This window comes from Actinokineospora lacus, from assembly GCF_053813445.1.
This window is the reverse complement of sequence record NZ_JBQERA010000021.1, coordinates 1-15,186: the sequence shown is the minus strand read 5'-3', so window position 1 is coordinate 15,186 and position 15,186 is coordinate 1. Positions and strand designations below refer to the sequence as shown.

The 15,186-nt window shown below is 71.5% G+C and carries 6 protein-coding genes; 4 read left to right on the top strand and 2 right to left on the bottom strand.

Translation table 11 applies throughout. The features are described 5' to 3' along the window. Positions 1-319 precede the first annotated feature (319 nt). Positions 320-3,670: a type I polyketide synthase gene (locus ACTG9Q_RS31960; protein ID WP_455576685.1), complete on the bottom strand. Its 3,351-nt coding sequence runs from the start codon at positions 3,668-3,670 to the stop codon at positions 320-322. A gap of 611 nt (positions 3,671-4,281) precedes the next feature. On the opposite strand from ACTG9Q_RS31960, the gene ACTG9Q_RS31955 reads away from it, so the two are divergent. The 3 genes from ACTG9Q_RS31955 to ACTG9Q_RS31945 all read left to right on the top strand — a co-directional run bounded on the left by ACTG9Q_RS31955 (position 4,282) and on the right by ACTG9Q_RS31945 (position 11,201). Continuing rightward, positions 4,282-5,928, top strand: a complete 1,647-nt coding sequence (locus ACTG9Q_RS31955; RefSeq protein ID WP_455576684.1) for a glycoside hydrolase family 27 protein — start codon at positions 4,282-4,284, stop codon at positions 5,926-5,928. 230 nt (positions 5,929-6,158) lie between these two features. Further along, positions 6,159-7,226 (top strand): LacI family DNA-binding transcriptional regulator, encoded by a 1,068-nt coding sequence (locus ACTG9Q_RS31950; protein WP_455576683.1) that lies wholly within the window; start codon positions 6,159-6,161, stop codon positions 7,224-7,226. Between the two features lie 156 nt (positions 7,227-7,382). Next, on the top strand, positions 7,383-11,201 hold the full coding sequence (locus ACTG9Q_RS31945) for a ThuA domain-containing protein (RefSeq protein WP_455576682.1): 3,819 nt from the start codon (positions 7,383-7,385) through the stop codon (positions 11,199-11,201). Positions 11,202-11,396: 195 nt separating this feature from the next. Here the strand turns inward: ACTG9Q_RS31945 and ACTG9Q_RS31940 are convergent, their stop codons facing one another. After that, complete coding sequence (locus tag ACTG9Q_RS31940; RefSeq protein ID WP_455576681.1) at positions 11,397-14,228, bottom strand: glycosyl hydrolase family 95 catalytic domain-containing protein; 2,832 nt, start codon at positions 14,226-14,228, stop codon at positions 11,397-11,399. Between the two features lie 602 nt (positions 14,229-14,830). Between ACTG9Q_RS31940 and ACTG9Q_RS31935 the strand changes: the two genes are divergently transcribed. Beyond that, positions 14,831-15,186: RICIN domain-containing protein (locus ACTG9Q_RS31935; protein WP_455576680.1), on the top strand; the 356-nt coding region annotated here is incomplete at its 3' end.

The following is a 15,186-nucleotide window of genomic DNA, read 5'->3' as shown; positions in this document are numbered from 1 at the left end:
GCGCGGCACGGTCCACGTGTCGGTGTCGGGCACGAGCAGGGTCAGCGCCTGGAGGGTGAAGTGCGCGTGCACCGCGGTCGCGGCCTCGACGAACTCCCGGTGGACCGACTCGCCGTGCTCGACCGGCGGGGAGGCGGTGGGCGGAGGCAGCGCCGCGATGCCACGCGGCTGGTGGGCGGTCGGCCGCAGGGTGGTGATGATGACGTCCGGTGTCTCCTGGTTGTCGCCGTCGAGGTAGCGCAGCCGCACGCCTGCCAGCTCCATCGAGACACGGCCGTCGAGGTCGGTCACGGTCACGTCCACGACGATCTCCCGGTCGTCACGCAGGGCGGCAGTGGACGAGGGCGAACCCCTCCTCGGCGGGCTGCTCCCACAGCCGGGTCCGTGCGATGAACGACGGCAGGGCGGTGCGGTCGGCGAACCCCTGCCGCAACGGCACGGCGCTCTGCAGGACACCGTCCAGCAGCGCCGGGTGCACCTCGTACCCCTCCTGCGGGCCGGTGAACCGGTAGCGGGCGCACAACCGGTCCCCGTCGACCTGGATTCCCTGAAGCACCTGGAAGGTCGGGCCCCAGCCGTACCCCGCGGCGGCTCCCTGTTCGTAGTGCGCGGCGCCGTCGATGCCCGTCGCGGTTTCGCTCCACCACCGCGTGAGGGCCACGTCCGGCGGCGGTTCGGCGTGCAGTCGCCGCACTCGGCAGCGGGCGTTGAGGTGCCACGGCTGCCCGTCGTCACCGCGGCTGGCCACGCGCACCCGGCCGTCGTCGCGGTCCAGCGACACCTGCACCCGCAGCGCGATGTCCTCCGGTGCGCCGATCCCGATGAACCGCAGCAGGTCGAGGTCGTCCACCTGCACCGGCTGGTCGAACGCGTCGCGCCCCGCGGCGAGTGCCATGTCCACGATTGCGCTCCCGGGCAGGACGGTCGCGCCGCAGATGACGTGCTCGCCGAGCCACGGCACCCGGGTCGGGTCCAGCGACCCGACCCAGCTCGGCTCCACCGCGGACTGCCGCGCTCCGAGCAGCGGGTGCACTTCCGGCGGTGTCCAGGTCGTCAGGTCGCCGTTCCACTGGCGTTCGCGCCGCCACGGGTACGGCGGCAGGTCCACCACCCGTCCCGCCTCGGGGAAGGGCTTGCCCCACTCCAGTTCGCCGCCCGCGGCGACGATCCCGGCCACGGCGCCGTCCAGCGCGGTGACCCCGCACTTCCCGCGCGCCACCGTCTCCAGCGACGTCGTGCCCGGCAGGCGCAGGTAAGGGCGCAGCACCGGGTGGGGGCCGACTTCGAGGAAGATGTCGTGCCCCGCGGCCGCGAGTGCCCGGGCGAACAGCACCGGGCGCATGAGGTTGCGGTACCAGTACTCCGGCCCCAGCTCGTCGCCGCGTACCGGCTCACCGGTGACCGTCGAGACCATCGGCACCGTTCCCGGCGCCGTCGCCATCTCCGCCAGCTCCTCGCGCAACCGTGCGCCGCACGGTTCCAGCGCGTGGTGGTGATAGGGGTAGTCGACGTCCAGCAACCGGAAGAACGTGCCACTGGCGGACAGCCGCGCCCCCAGCTCGGCCAGCGCTTCCCGGTCCCCGGACAAGGTCACATCGGTGGGGCTGTTCACCGCCGCCAGGTCCACCGCGCCGCCGTACTCGGCGAGGAGTTCCCGTGCGCGTCGCGGCCCGACCCCGACCGCCGCCATGGCGCCGGTCCCGGCCGCCGGTTCCACGCACCGGGCCCGCGACGCGACCAGCAGGCACGCGGTGTCCAGGTCCAGGGCGCCGGACACGTGCGCCGCGGCCAGCTCGCCGACACTGTGGCCGATGACCGCCGACGGCGTGACACCACGCGCGCCGAGCGCCGCGACCAGGCCGACCTGGACCGCGAACAGCGCAGGCACCGCCACGGTGCTGCGCGCGGGATCGGCGGTGCCGTCGGACAGGGCGTCGGCGACCGACCAGCCGAGGTGCGGCGAGAGGGCGTCGTCCAGCTCGCGCACGGCGGCGGAGAACACCGGGTCCTGCCGCATCAGGTCCGCGCCCATGCCGGTCCACTGGGAACCGTTGCCGCTGAAGACGAAGACGACGCCGGGCCGTGCGCGTGCGCTGTCGGCCGCCGCGCCCGCCACCGGTCCGTCCGCGACCTCCGAGAGCCGTCGCGCCAGCGTCTCCCGGTCCGCGGCCGCCGCCGCGACCCGGTAGCGGTGCGCCGGACGGCGTCGGCACGCGGTGTAGGCGATGTCGTGGACCTCGTCGTCGGTGGCCCCGGCCAACCGCGCCGACATCGCCCGAGCCGCTTGGGCCGCCGCCTCCGGTGTCCGCGCGCTGACCACGACCGGCGGCGTCGACCTCGCGGGCGCTGATCGCGCGGGCGTCGTGCGCGCGGCTGCCGGGGGCGCGTCGACCAGCACCGCGTGCGCGTTGGCGCCGCCGAACCCGAAGGCGTTGACCCCGACCGCGGCCCGCCGGCCCTCCGGCAGCGCGCGCGTGGCCGTCACCGGGGCGAGCCCGAGCCCGGCGAAGTCGATCCTCGTGCTCAGCGGCTCGGCGTGCAGGGACGGCGGGATCTTCCGGTGTCGCAGCACCAGCAGCGCCTTCAGCAGGCCCGCCATCCCGGCCGCGGCCTCCAGGTGGCCGACGTTGGTCTTCACCGAGCCGATGGGCAGCGGAGCGTCGGCCGGTCGGTCGCGCCCGAGCACCGCACCGAGGGCCGCGCACTCGACCGCGTCGCCGACCAACGTGCCCGTCCCGTGCGCCTCCACGTACGCGACGTCACCGGCGTCGACCCCACAGGAGGGGTAGATCCCTCGCAGCAACGCCTCCTGCGTGTCCGCCCTGGGCTGCGACATGCCCGGCGTGCGGCCGTCGAAGTTGACCGCCGTGCCCGCGACCACGGCGTGGACGCGGTCACCGTCGGCCAGCGCGTCGGCCAGCAGCTTGAGCACGACGACACCGCCGCCCTCGGCGCGGACGTAGCCGTCGGCCTCCTCGGAGAACGCGTGGCACCGCCCGGTCGGCGAGGTCATCCTGGCCTGCGCGAAACCCACCGACCAGCCGGGGTTGAGGATCGCGTTCACCCCACCGGCCAGCGCCAGTCGCGCGTCGCCCGCGAGCAGGGCCGCGCACGCCTGGTGCAGCGCCGTCAGCGACGACGAGCACGCCGTGTCCACGGTGAAGCACGGACCGCGCAGGTCCAGCACGTGCGACACCCGACCCGAGACGTTGCACAGCGAGCCGCCCACGTTCGTGTAGGCGTTGATGCTCGCCAAGTCGTTGTGCTGGAGTGCCAGGTAGTCGAAGGACGACGCGCCCATCACCACCGCGGTCCGCGACCCGCTCAGCGAAGCGGGATCGATGCCCGCGTCGTCCAGCGCCTCGATCGCCAGTTCCATCGCGATCCGCTGCTGGGGGTCGATCCGGCTGGCCTCGGTGGGGGAGAGCCCGAAGAACTCCGCGTCGAACCCCGTGACGTCGTCCAGGTAACCGCCCGCACTGCTGGCGATCTTCCCCTTCCTGTCCCGCACCGGGTCCACCAGCCGCGCACCGTCGAACCGGTCCACGGGCGCCTCGGACACCAGGTCGCACCCGGCGGCCAGCGCCGACCACAGCTCCCCGACGCTGTCGATTCCACCAGGCAGCCGACACGCCGCTCCGACGATGGCGACCTGATCGCTGCGCGGCATAGCTCTCCCCAGCTGATGGCCGGTCCCGGCCCCGTGGCGAATCCGGTGAGCACCGCGGTGATCACCGGGCGCGCCCCGATACTTCAGGCCGAACGGCGTAACTGTCGATAAGCCATGCGGGTGCAAGTCGGTTCACTCTGTTAGGGAACGGTGACGCAGGGTGTCATCTCGGGCGAGGTGTCGATGGCCGGTTCCAGCGGGGCGTCGCCTTCCGAAAAATTTGTCGGCTCATCCGAGATTTTCGGTGGGCTTCGTCTCTGTGACGTCGGCTTGGGGACATCTTCGCTATGGCTCATCCGATGGTTGTGATGTGCACGCTCACAACGTCAGGGCGGAGTTTGCCTGTCTTATACGGCTGAAGTACTTAGTTAACGCTAACATCTTTAGCACCGTTGAGCGTTGACCGCCTCGACAGGCGCTGGCTACATTGACGTGAAGGTCATGTCACGTGCCCGAATGTGTCATCCCGAACCGACGCGTGTTTGCGGCCATCACGGTCCGGAGCGCCCGCCAGGGCCGGGGCGGCGCGTGCCCGTGGCTGTCACTGACCGGATGGTCCACGAGCGATCGGCAGGAACACGACCCGCGACCCGGAAGCGAAAGAGGCGACGATGCCTGTTCGGCTACGCAAACGGCTGCTCCACCTGGTCGCGGCGGCGGCCGCCGCGCTGACCGTGTTCGCCGCTGTCCCCGACCACCCCGTGGCCCAGGCCGCACCCGGCAGCGCGGCGCTCACCCCGCCGATGGGCTGGAACAGTTGGAACAGTTTCGGCTGTGGTGTCACCGAGAGCCAGGTCCGCCAGGCCGCCGACACGATGGCGTCCTCGGGGATGCGCGACGCGGGCTATCAGTACGTGGTCGTGGACGACTGCTGGTTCGACCCGAACCGGGACCCCCAGGGCAACCTGCGGGCGCACCCGACGAAGTTCCCCAGCGGGATGAAGGCCCTCGGCGACCACATCCACGCCCGCGGGCTGAAGTTCGGCATCTACCAGGTCCCCAACGAACGGACCTGCGCCCAAACCGCCGGCGCCTTCCCCGGCGCCACCGGCAGCAAGGGCCGGGAAGCCCAGGACGCGCGCACCTTCGCGTCGTGGGGCGTGGATTACCTCAAGTACGACTGGTGCTCCTCGGCGGGCACCCGCGACGAGCAGGTCGCCCGCTTCTCGATCATGCGTGACGCGCTGCGCGCCACCGGCCGCCCGATCGTCTACAGCATCAACCCCAACAGCTTCCACGCCATCACCGGCGACAAGTACAACTGGGGCCAGGTCGCCGACCTCTGGCGCACCACAGAAGACCTGCTCGACATCTGGCAGAACGCCAACACCAACAGCTACCCCATGGGCGTCGGCAACGTCATCGACATCAACGCCCCCCTCGCCGCGCAATCCGGACCGGGCCACTGGAACGACCCCGACATGCTCGTCGTCGGGCGGCCCGGCCTCAGCCTCACCGAGTCGCGCGCCCACTTCGCCCTGTGGTCGCTCATGGCCGCGCCACTGATGGCGGGCAACGACATCCGCACCATGTCGGCCGACATCAGCGCCGTGCTCCGCAACCCGCGCCTGATCGCGGTCAACCAGGACCCGCTGGGCGCGGGCGGTCGCCGGGTTCAGGACAACGGCGATGCCGAGGTGTTCGCCAAGCCCCTGTCCGACGGCTCGGTGGCGGTCGGCCTCCTCAACCGCGGCGGCGCCACGGCGACGATCTCCACCACCGCGGCCCAGGTCGGCCTGTCCGGCAGCCAGTTCACCCTCACCGACCTGTGGACCGGCGCCACGTCGAGCAGTTCCGGCCAGGTGGCGGCGAGCGTCCCGGCGCACGGGGCGGCCGTCTTCCGCGTGTCGGGCGGCACATCACAGGCCGCCACCACCGGCCGGCTGCGCGGAGCCGGATCGGGCCGCTGCCTCGACGTGGCCAACGCGTCCACGGCGGCAGGCGCGGCCGCGGTGATCTGGGACTGCCACACCGCCGCGAGCCAGCTGTGGACGTCGTGGGCGGGCGGTGAGATCCGCGTCTTCGGCGACAAGTGCCTTGATGGCGACAACCAGGGCACCGTCAACGGCACGCGGGTGATCACGTGGTCGTGCAACGGCCAGAACAACCAGAAGTGGACCCTGGTCTCCGACGGGTCGATCCGCAGCGTCCACTCCGGACTGTGCCTGGACGTCGACCGGGCCGCCACGGCGAACGGATCGCCGCTGATCCTGTGGACGTGCAACGGCCAGGCCAACCAGCGGTGGGCACGCGCGTAGTCGCACGTGAGGCGGGGCTCCACAAGAGATGGTCGGCGAATCCGCCTACGCGCCAACAACGACCCTGCTCGCAGGGCGCCGACCATCACCGCTTCCGCGTCGCGGAACTCTGTCGCCGAAGGCTCGCACCGATCGTGGATCGTGTTGGCGTCAGATGATCTGCTCCAACCTGTGCTGTGCCACGGCTCCGCGAGGACCGCGGGCACGCCAACCATGGGAGGCTCACCAGGGTGAAGGCAAGACGCGTCACGCTGGCCGATGTGGCCAAGGTGGCCGGTGTCTCGACCACGACCGTCTCGCTCGTCCTGTCCGGGCGAGGTCGTGAGCTGCGGATCTCCGGCGCCGCCGAGCAACGCGTCCGCGCCACCGCCGAGCGGATGGGGTACCGCCGCGCCGCCGCCTCCCTCGGACCGCGGCCCGGCAAGACCCGGACCATCGGGCTCGTGACGGACGCGGTCGGGGCATCGCGGCTGGCAGGCGACGTGCTCAAAGGAGTGCTGGACGCGGCGCGCGAGCGGGGCTTCATGCTGTTCCTCGGTGAGACCGACGGCGACGTCGAGCTGGAGAGCGCCCTGGTCCAGTCGATGCGCGACCGCCAGGTCGACGGGGTCATCCTGGCCTCGGCGTGCACCAGGGTCGTGAAGGTGCCGCACGGACTCGGCGCCACGCCCGCGGTGCTGCTCAACGCGCTCCCGGAACGGCGCACGTCCCTGCCTGCCGTCCTGCCCGACGAGGTGGGCGCGGGCCGCGCCGCCGCCCGGGTCCTGCTCGACGCGGGGCACCGCGACGGCATCCACCTCATCGGCGCCGGTCCGGGTCCGGGCGACGCGCCGGACGGCGGAGTCGCGGTGGCCGAGCGCCTCACAGGCATCCACGAGGTCTTCGCCGCGGCGGGCGTCGCGGTGGAGGGCGCACACCGCTGCTCGCCGAGGCTGCCCGATTCCGGGTTCGCCGCGACGCGCGACCTGCTGCGCACCCACCGTCCCAAAGCCTTGGTGTGCTTCAGCGACCGGCTCGCTCTCGGCGCCTACCACGCGCTGCGGGACGCGGGCCTGTCGGTGCCCGCCGACGTCTCGGTCGTCTCCTTCGACGACGAGCCCTTCGCCTCGTGGGTTCGGCCGCGGCTGACCACCATCGCCCTGCCGCACTACGAGCTCGGCGCGAAAGCGGTCGACGTCCTGTACGCCGAAGCGGAGCGCCGCAAGGACAGGAACCAGGCAGGCGGCATCCACCGGGTGCGCATGCCCGTCCGCCTCCGCGAGTCCGTCGCGCCGCCCGCTGGACAGCCAGGGCCCTGACCGGTCAGGGAGGTGCCTGGATGCCGACGGGGGAGTTCCGCCAACTCGCCATCCGGAGCTGCCACGCCGAACCAGGAGTGGGCAGGCAGTGGGTTCGATCTTTTCGCTGGGCTGTGCGAATCCGCGTGCTGCCCGCGTCAGCCAAAGGAGGCTGTGGTGAGTTTATCGATGTGGACGCGTGCGCGGTGGAAACGCGCCGCCGCGGGGGTGGTCGCCGGTGTGCTGACGGCGTCCCTGGCCGTGGCCGCGGCGCCCGCCGCGACGGGCGCCGAACTGCGGGCTGACCCGTTCACGGCGCTGGTGTTCAGCAAGACGACGGGGTTCCGGCACGATTCGATCCCCGCCGGGATCACCGCGATCCAGGCGCTGGGCAGCCAGCACGGCTTCCAGGTGACCGCGACCGAGGACGCGAACGCGTTCACCGACACGAACCTCGCCCGGTATGACGTGGTCGTCTGGCTGTCCACGACCGGTGACGTGCTCAACGACCAGCAGCAGGCCGCTTTCGAGCGCTACATCCGCGCAGGCGGCGGCTATGCGGGCGTCCACTCGGCCTCGGACACGGAGTACGGGTGGTCGTGGTACGGCGGCCTGGTCGGCGCGTACTTCGCCAGCCACCCGGCCAACCAGAACGCGAGCGTCAAGGTCGAGGACCCGGCGCACCCGTCGACCGCCCACCTGGGACCGCGATGGCAGCGGTATGACGAGTGGTACAACTACCGGACCAACCCCCGCGGCAGTGTGCACGTGCTCGCCTCCCTCGACGAGTCGTCGTACAGCCCCGGTGCCGGGGCCATGGGCGCCGAGCACCCGGTCGCGTGGTGCCACGAGTACGACGGCGGCCGGTCGTGGTACACCGGGATGGGGCACACCGCGGAGGCGTTCAACGACCAGGGCTTCCGCAGGCACCTGCTCGGCGGCCTCCAGACGGCGGCCGGTGCCGTCGCCGCGGACTGCGGGGCGTCGCAGCCCGGCAGCTTCGCGAAGGTGACGCTGGACGACACGACGTCCAACCCGATGAAGCTGGACATCGCCGCCGACGGCCGGGTGTTCTACATCGACCGGAACGGCGCCGTGCGCGTCATCCGGCCGAACGGCTCGAAGGCGACGGCCGGGACGCTCAGCGTCCACACCGGACAGGAATTCGGGCTGCTGGGCATCGCCCTCGACCCGGACTTCGCGGCCAACAGCTGGGTTTACCTGTACTACTCGCCCGCCGGGACGAGACCGGTGGACCGCGTCTCCCGGTTCACCATGAGCGGTGACACGCTCAACCTGGGCAGCGAGGTCGTCGTTCTGGAAATCGGCGTGCAGCGCAGTGAGTGCTGCCACGCGGGCGGTGCGCTCGCCTTCGACGGCCAGCGCAACCTCTACGTGGCCACCGGGGACAACACCAACCCGTTCGCCTCCGACGGATACACCCCGATCGACGAGCGCCAGGGGCGGGCACACTGGGACTCGCAGGGCACCGCGGCCAACTCCAACTCCCTCAGCGGGAAGGTCCTGCGCATCCACCCCGAGAGCAACGGCACCTACACGATCCCGCAGGGCAACATGTTCGCGCCCGGCACGTCGAGGACGCGGCCGGAGATCTACGCGATGGGCTTCCGCAACCCGTTCACCATGGGTGTGGACCCGGAGACCGGCACCCTGGTCGTGGCCGACTACGGCCCCGACGCGAGCTCGAGCAACCCCGGCCGCGGACCGGACGGCCGCGTGGAGTGGAACACGGTCAACGAGCCGGGGTTCTACGGCTGGCCGTACTGCGTCGGTGGCAACACCCCGTACATCGACTACAACTTCGCCACCGCGCAGTCCGGGAGTGCCTTCAACTGCGCGGGCGGCCCGGTGAACAACTCGCCCAACAACACCGGGATCACCCAGCTCCCGCGCGCCATCGCGGCCGAGCTGTGGATGGGCAAGTCGTCCACGGGCACGGCCGAGGTCGGCGGGAGCGGCGCGCTGACGACGAGCGGGGTCTACCGCCACCGCACGGCGTCGGACCGCGCCTGGCCCGAATACTGGGCGGGCAAGGCGGTCATGGGCGACTGGAACGACGGCAGGCTCTTCGCGGTCCAGCCGGACGCGGCGGTCAGCGGCGTCTCCGACGTCTCCCGGATCTTCCCGGCCATGCGGTTCACCCGGGTGCACCACCTGAAGTGGGGTCCGGACGGCGCGCTCTACGTGATCGACTGGGGCAGCGGGTTCGGCGGGAACAACACCGACTCCGGCATTTACCGCATCGACTACCTGCGGGGGAGCCTGCCCCGCGATCCGGTCGCCACCGTGTCCACCGACAAGACATCCGGACCGCTGCCACTGACCGTGGGGTTCTCCGGCGCGGGGTCGAGCGACCCGGAGGGGCAGCCGCTGAGCTACGCCTGGGACTTCGACGGCAACGGCACGACCGACGCCACCGGGCAGACGGCGAACCACACCTACACCCAGGCGGGCACCTTCACCGCCGCGCTGACGGTGACCGCGCAGGACGGCCGCTCGGCGCTCTCCGACGTCGAGATCGTCGCGGGCAACACCGCGCCCACGATCACGGTGCGCGCGCCGGTCAACGGCGGCGTCTTCGACTGGGGCGACTCGATCCGGTACGAGGTCACCGTCACCGACCCGGAGGACGGGACGGTCGACTGCGCCAGGGTCGTGACCCAGCCCGCCATCGGCCACGACGAGCACGCCCACCCGTACGGGCAGTACCACGGCTGCTCGGGCAGCTTCCCGATCCCCGGCGACGCCGGGCACAGCGGTGAACACATCTTCGGTGTCGTCACCGTGACCTACACCGACAAGGGCGGACCCGGCGGCGCCAAGCCGCTGACCAGCCAGAAAGTCGCGATCCTGCAGACCAGGCACACCGAGGCCGAGTACTTCCACGACACCGGCCGGGTCTCGGGCGGCGCCGGGAGTGACACCGCGGGCGTGCAGTCCGAGGCCACCACCGACCAGGGTGGCGGCCAGAACATCGGCTGGATCACCGACGGCGACTGGTTCGGCTACCAGCCGATGAACCTCACCGGCATCACAGCCGTGCGGGTCCGGGCATCGTCGGAGTCCGTCGGCGGCACGGTCGAGGTGCGCGCCAACAGCCCGTCGGGTCCGCTGCTCGGCAGCGCCGCCGTCCAGCCCACCGGGGGCTGGCAGAACTGGACGACCGTCACCGCCCAGCTCAGCGGAGTGCCCGCGGGCGGCGGGTCGTCGCTGTACTTCGTCGTGCGGCGGCCGTCCGGCAACACCAGCACCAGCTACCTGATGAACGTCAACTGGGTGGAGTTCGTCGGCACGGGCATCTCGGACAACGCGAGCCCCGTGCTCACCGCGGGCGCGAGCCCGCGATCCGGCAGCGCCCCGCTGCCGGTCGCCTTCACCGCGTCGGCGTCCGACCCGGACGGTGACACCCCGCTCTCCTACCGGTGGGACTTCGGGAACGGCGCGACCGCGACCACGGCCAACGCGTCGCACACCTACGCGCAGCCGGGCACCTACACCGCCAGGGTGACGGTGACCGACGCCCGCGGCGCGTTCGCCACCGAGACCTTCGAGATCACCGCGACCGCGCCGAGCGGCGGCCGGTCCGGTGAACTGGTCTCGGGGTCGTCCGGGCGGTGCCTGGACGTGGCGGGCAACTCGACCGAGCCCGGCGCGGGCGTGCACATCTGGGACTGCTACCGCGGTGCCAACCAGGTCTGGACGCACACGGCGTCCGGTGAGCTGACCGTCTACAGCGGTGGCTCCCAGCGGTGCCTCGACGCGGTAGGCAGCGGGACCGCCCCTGGCACGGGTGTCCACATCTGGAACTGCCACGGCGGAGCCAACCAGAAGTGGCAGGTCAACTCCAACGGCACCGTCACGAGCACGCAGTCCGGGCTGTGCCTGGACGTGTTCGGCGGCGGGACCGCCAACGGCACCGACGTGGTCCTGTGGACCTGCAACGGTGGCGGAAACCAGCGCTGGTCCTTCCGGTAGCCGCTGTTCCCGCGGGTGCGGTCGACACTCGGCCGCACCCGCGGCCCCGCGATCCGGCAGGCAGGCGTGACGCGGACCAGCCGCGCGGATGATCGAATCCGTTCGACGCGGGCCGTTGCCACTGCGCGGATCTGGGAATGTGGCACGGCCGCCACCGGGGAACGATGGCGGCCGTGGCACGGGGGACAGCGACGCTCAGGCGCGCTGGAGCTGGAAGCGCTGGTTGGCGTTGCCGGTGAGGGCCCACTGCGAAACGCGGGCGCCATCGGCCGTCGAGGCGGACCACACGTCCATCGCGAGGCCGCTCTGCTGGTTGACCACGCTGACCACACCGCCGCCGTGGTCGACCAGCCGCCACAGCTGGTTCGGGGTGCCCGCATCACGCTGCTGGGTGATGTCGGTGCCGCTGGCGGTGCCTGCGACCTGGAGCACCAGCCCGCTGTGCCGGGTCCGGACGCGGTAGTGGTCGCCGGAGGGCAGGAAGTCGAACTGCTGGTTGAGGCCGCTGGTGGCAGGCCACTGGACCAGCGTGGCGCCCACGGCGGTCGAGGCGCCGTTGATGTCGGCCCGCTTCCCGCTGTGCTGCGCCACGAGGTGGTAGTTCACCCCGGGCTGGACCAGCGCGGGCTGCCCCTGGGCGGACACGCGGTAGGTGTGGCGCGCCTGCCCGGTGAACCGGATCAGGTCGGGTTCCAGCCGCTCCGGCTGGACCGCGGCGCCGCTGGTCAGGTCGCGCAGTTCGTAGGCGCCGGTGAACACCCGGCCGCGGACCTTGACGGCGCCGTCGCGGTCGGGGGTGATGGTGAGCTCCCTGGCCGAACCGCCGCTCCACGCGGCCCCCACCGTGTGACCGCCTCGGCCGCGCAGGCCGCCGACCTTGCCCGCGGGCCAGGCGGGCGGTAGCGCGGGCAGCAGGTGCAGCTCGCCGTTGTGGCTGTGCAGCAGCATCTCGGCGATGCCGGACGTCGCGCCGAAGTTGCCGTCGATCTGGAACGGCGGGTGCAGGTCGAACATGTTCGGCGCGAGCCGCTCCGGCGTCACCAGGGAGCGGAGCAGCTCGTGCGCCCGGCCGCCCTCCTCCATCCGCGCCCAGTAGTTGATCTTCCAGGCCAGCGACCACCCGGTGCCCGCGTCGCCGCGCAGCTGCAGGGTCCGGCGGGCGGCCTCGAACAGCTGGGGCGTGCCGCGCTTGGTGATCTGGTTGCTCGGGTGCAGGCCGTACAGGTGGGAGACGTGCCGGTGGTTCGGCTCGGTCTCGACCCAGTCGTACAGCCACTCCATGACGTTCCCCCGGGAGCCGACCCGCGTCGGTGCGAGCCGCTGGCTCGTCGCGCGGACCCGTGCGCGGAAGTCGTCGTCCACGCCGAGCACCTCCGAGGCGCGGGCGCAGCCGTCGAACAGGTCGCGCAGGATCTGCGTGTCCATCGTGGGGCCCGCGCACACGCTGGCGTTCGCGTGGTGGGCCAGCTCGGGGGAGTTCGACGGGTTGGTCACCAGCCACCCCAGGTTCGGCTCCGGCACCAGGGTGTCGAGGAAGAACTGGGCCGCGCCCTTCATCGCGGGGTAGTGGGACCGGAGGAACTCCACGTCGCCGGTGAACAGGTAGTGGTCCCAGACCATGGTGGCGAGCCAGGCGCCGCCGGTCTGCCACATGCCCCAGAACGCGCCGTCGACGACCGAGGAGCCCCGCCACCCGTCGGTGTTGTGGTGGGTGACCCAGCCGCCCGCGCCGTACTGGGCCCTCGCGGTGCGGGCGCCGGTGGCGGTGAGGTCGCTGATCATGCGGAACACCGGCTCGTGGCACTCCGGGAGGTTGGTCGGGCCCGCGGGCCAGTAGTTCATCGGCAGGTTGGCGTTGAGGGTGTACTTCGAGTCCCACGACGGCGCCAACTGGTCGTTCCAGATGCCCTGGAGGTTGGCGGGTTGGGTGCCCGGCCGCGACGACGAGATCAGCAGGTACCGGCCGTACTGGAAGAGCAGGGCGGCGAACTGCGGGTCGGCGGCGGTGCCGTGCTGTGCGATCCGGACGTCCGTCGGCTGGTCCGCCGCCGCGGTGCGGCCCAGGTCGATCGTGACCCGCCCGAACAGCGCCTGGTAGTCGGCGACGTGCCTGCCGCGCAGCACGTCGTACGCCGTGCCCTGCGCGCCGTTCAGGCGCCCGCGGGCGATGCTCTGGTAGTCGCCGCTCACGTTCCGGTAGTCGACGTAGCTGGTGCCGATCGAGATCAGCAGCGTCACGCTGGTGGCGTTGGACACCCGCAGCACGCCCCCGGAGCTGCTGGTGCTCCCGCCCTCGGCGATCGCCTTGGCCAGCGCGAGGAACCGGACGGCGCCCGCGATGCCCCGGTGATCGCCGGAGCGGCCGTCCAGCCCGATCGTCGTGCCGTCCGGGCTCGTCGCCGTCGCCCGCTGCGGCGTGTTGAACGACGCGGTGAACGAGATCGAACCGGGAGTCTCGGCCGTCAGGCGCACGGCGATCACCTGGTCGGGCGCGCTGGCGATCACCTCCCGCCGGTACCGCACGGTGTTCGCCACGTAGGTCACGACCGTCGTGGCGGTGGTCAGGTCGAGCCACCGCTGGTAGCCGGACATCCCGTTCGCGGTGGGGAACGTGAGCCTGAGGTCGCCCACGGTCTGGTAGGCGAGCTGGGCGGCCGGGCTTCCGAGCATCGCCCGGTCGATGAGCGTCTGCGCCTCCGCCCACCGGTTCTCGAACACCAGCCGCCTGATCTCCGCCAGGGCGCCCGCCCCCTGCGGGTTGGTGTAGTCGTGCGGTCCACCCGCCCAGACCGTGTCCTCGTTGAGTTGCAGCCGCTCCGTGTCGACGTTGCCGAAGACCATCGCCCCGAGGCGGCCGTTGCCGACGGGCAGCGCGCGCAGCCATTCCGAGCCCGCCTGCTCGTCGTACCACAGCGCCAAGTCGTTGATCGCCCGCACTTCCGGCGGCGCGGTCGACCCGGCCCGGGCCACCGCCGTCCACCCGCCCGGCATCAGCAGCGTCCCGGCGCTCGCCGCACCGAGCTTCATCAGTCGCCTACGTGGCAAATCCGACATACTGAATTCTCCAAACGGACCGTGGTGGGCCGGGGTCGGGGGACGTGACTGTCCTCAATGGCTGATGGACCGCCGAATCGAATCGCAACGCCCACCGCTCGACCGAAAGCCCTCGGGCAACGCAGCCACCGGCGAACGTCGCCGTCAGTGTCGGGCGCACGATTCGATGTTAGCGATAACACGGCCTGTTTCGCCAGCTGGTCAAGCGAATCCGCATTCGGCCGATGACGCCGGACAATGGGAAAGCGCGCCCTGCGCCGTTCGGTTCCGCGTGTTGGTGCGAGCGAGCGACGAAGTCTTGCTTTAGCCGACTGTTAGCACTTAGCCTCCCCCTGGGTTCGAGCCGGTCCGTCGCGGCATCCGGCGCCTGCGCCAGCCGATCGACGAGTTGACCGCGGAAAGTCGTCTGAATTCCTCATTGGTGAACCCGCGGTCGGGCAAGTGCCTGAATTCCAACGGCGGTGGTTCCGCGGATGGCGCCAACCAACAGTGGACTCTGCCTTGAACTGGAGGAGTGTTCGATGAAAAACAGCGCGGAGGCACCCGCCTCCCCACAGATACGACGTCGACGACCGATGACGGCAGCCGTGGCGGTGGTGCTCCTCGCGGCGGGCGCGATGACCGCGGTGAACGCGTTGCCCGCGTCGGCGGCCACGGTCGATCCGAGTGCGTGGTACGTGCTGGTCAACCGCAACAGCGGCAAAGCCCTGGACGTGTACGGCTCGGCCACCAACGACGGCGGCCGCATCACCCAGTGGACCCGCAACGACGGCGCCAACCAGCAGTGGCAGTTCCTGGACTCCGGCGGCGGCCACTACCGCCTCAAATCCCGCCACTCCGGCAAAGTCCTCGACATCCCCAACTCCTCGACCACCGACGGCACCGCCATCCAGCAGTGGACCGACCACAACGGCACCAACCAACAATTCCG

Excerpts from the sequence above, each read along its gene's own strand:
- ACTG9Q_RS31940 (WP_455576681.1), bottom strand. The coding sequence starts at position 14,228 with ATGAAGCTCGGTGCGGCGAGCGCCGGGACGCTGCTGATGCCGGGCGGG.
- ACTG9Q_RS31960 (WP_455576685.1), bottom strand. The coding sequence starts at position 3,670 with ATGCCGCGCAGCGATCAGGTCGCCATCGTCGGAGCGGCGTGTCGGCTG.
- ACTG9Q_RS31955 (WP_455576684.1), top strand. The coding sequence starts at position 4,282 with ATGCCTGTTCGGCTACGCAAACGGCTGCTCCACCTGGTCGCGGCGGCG.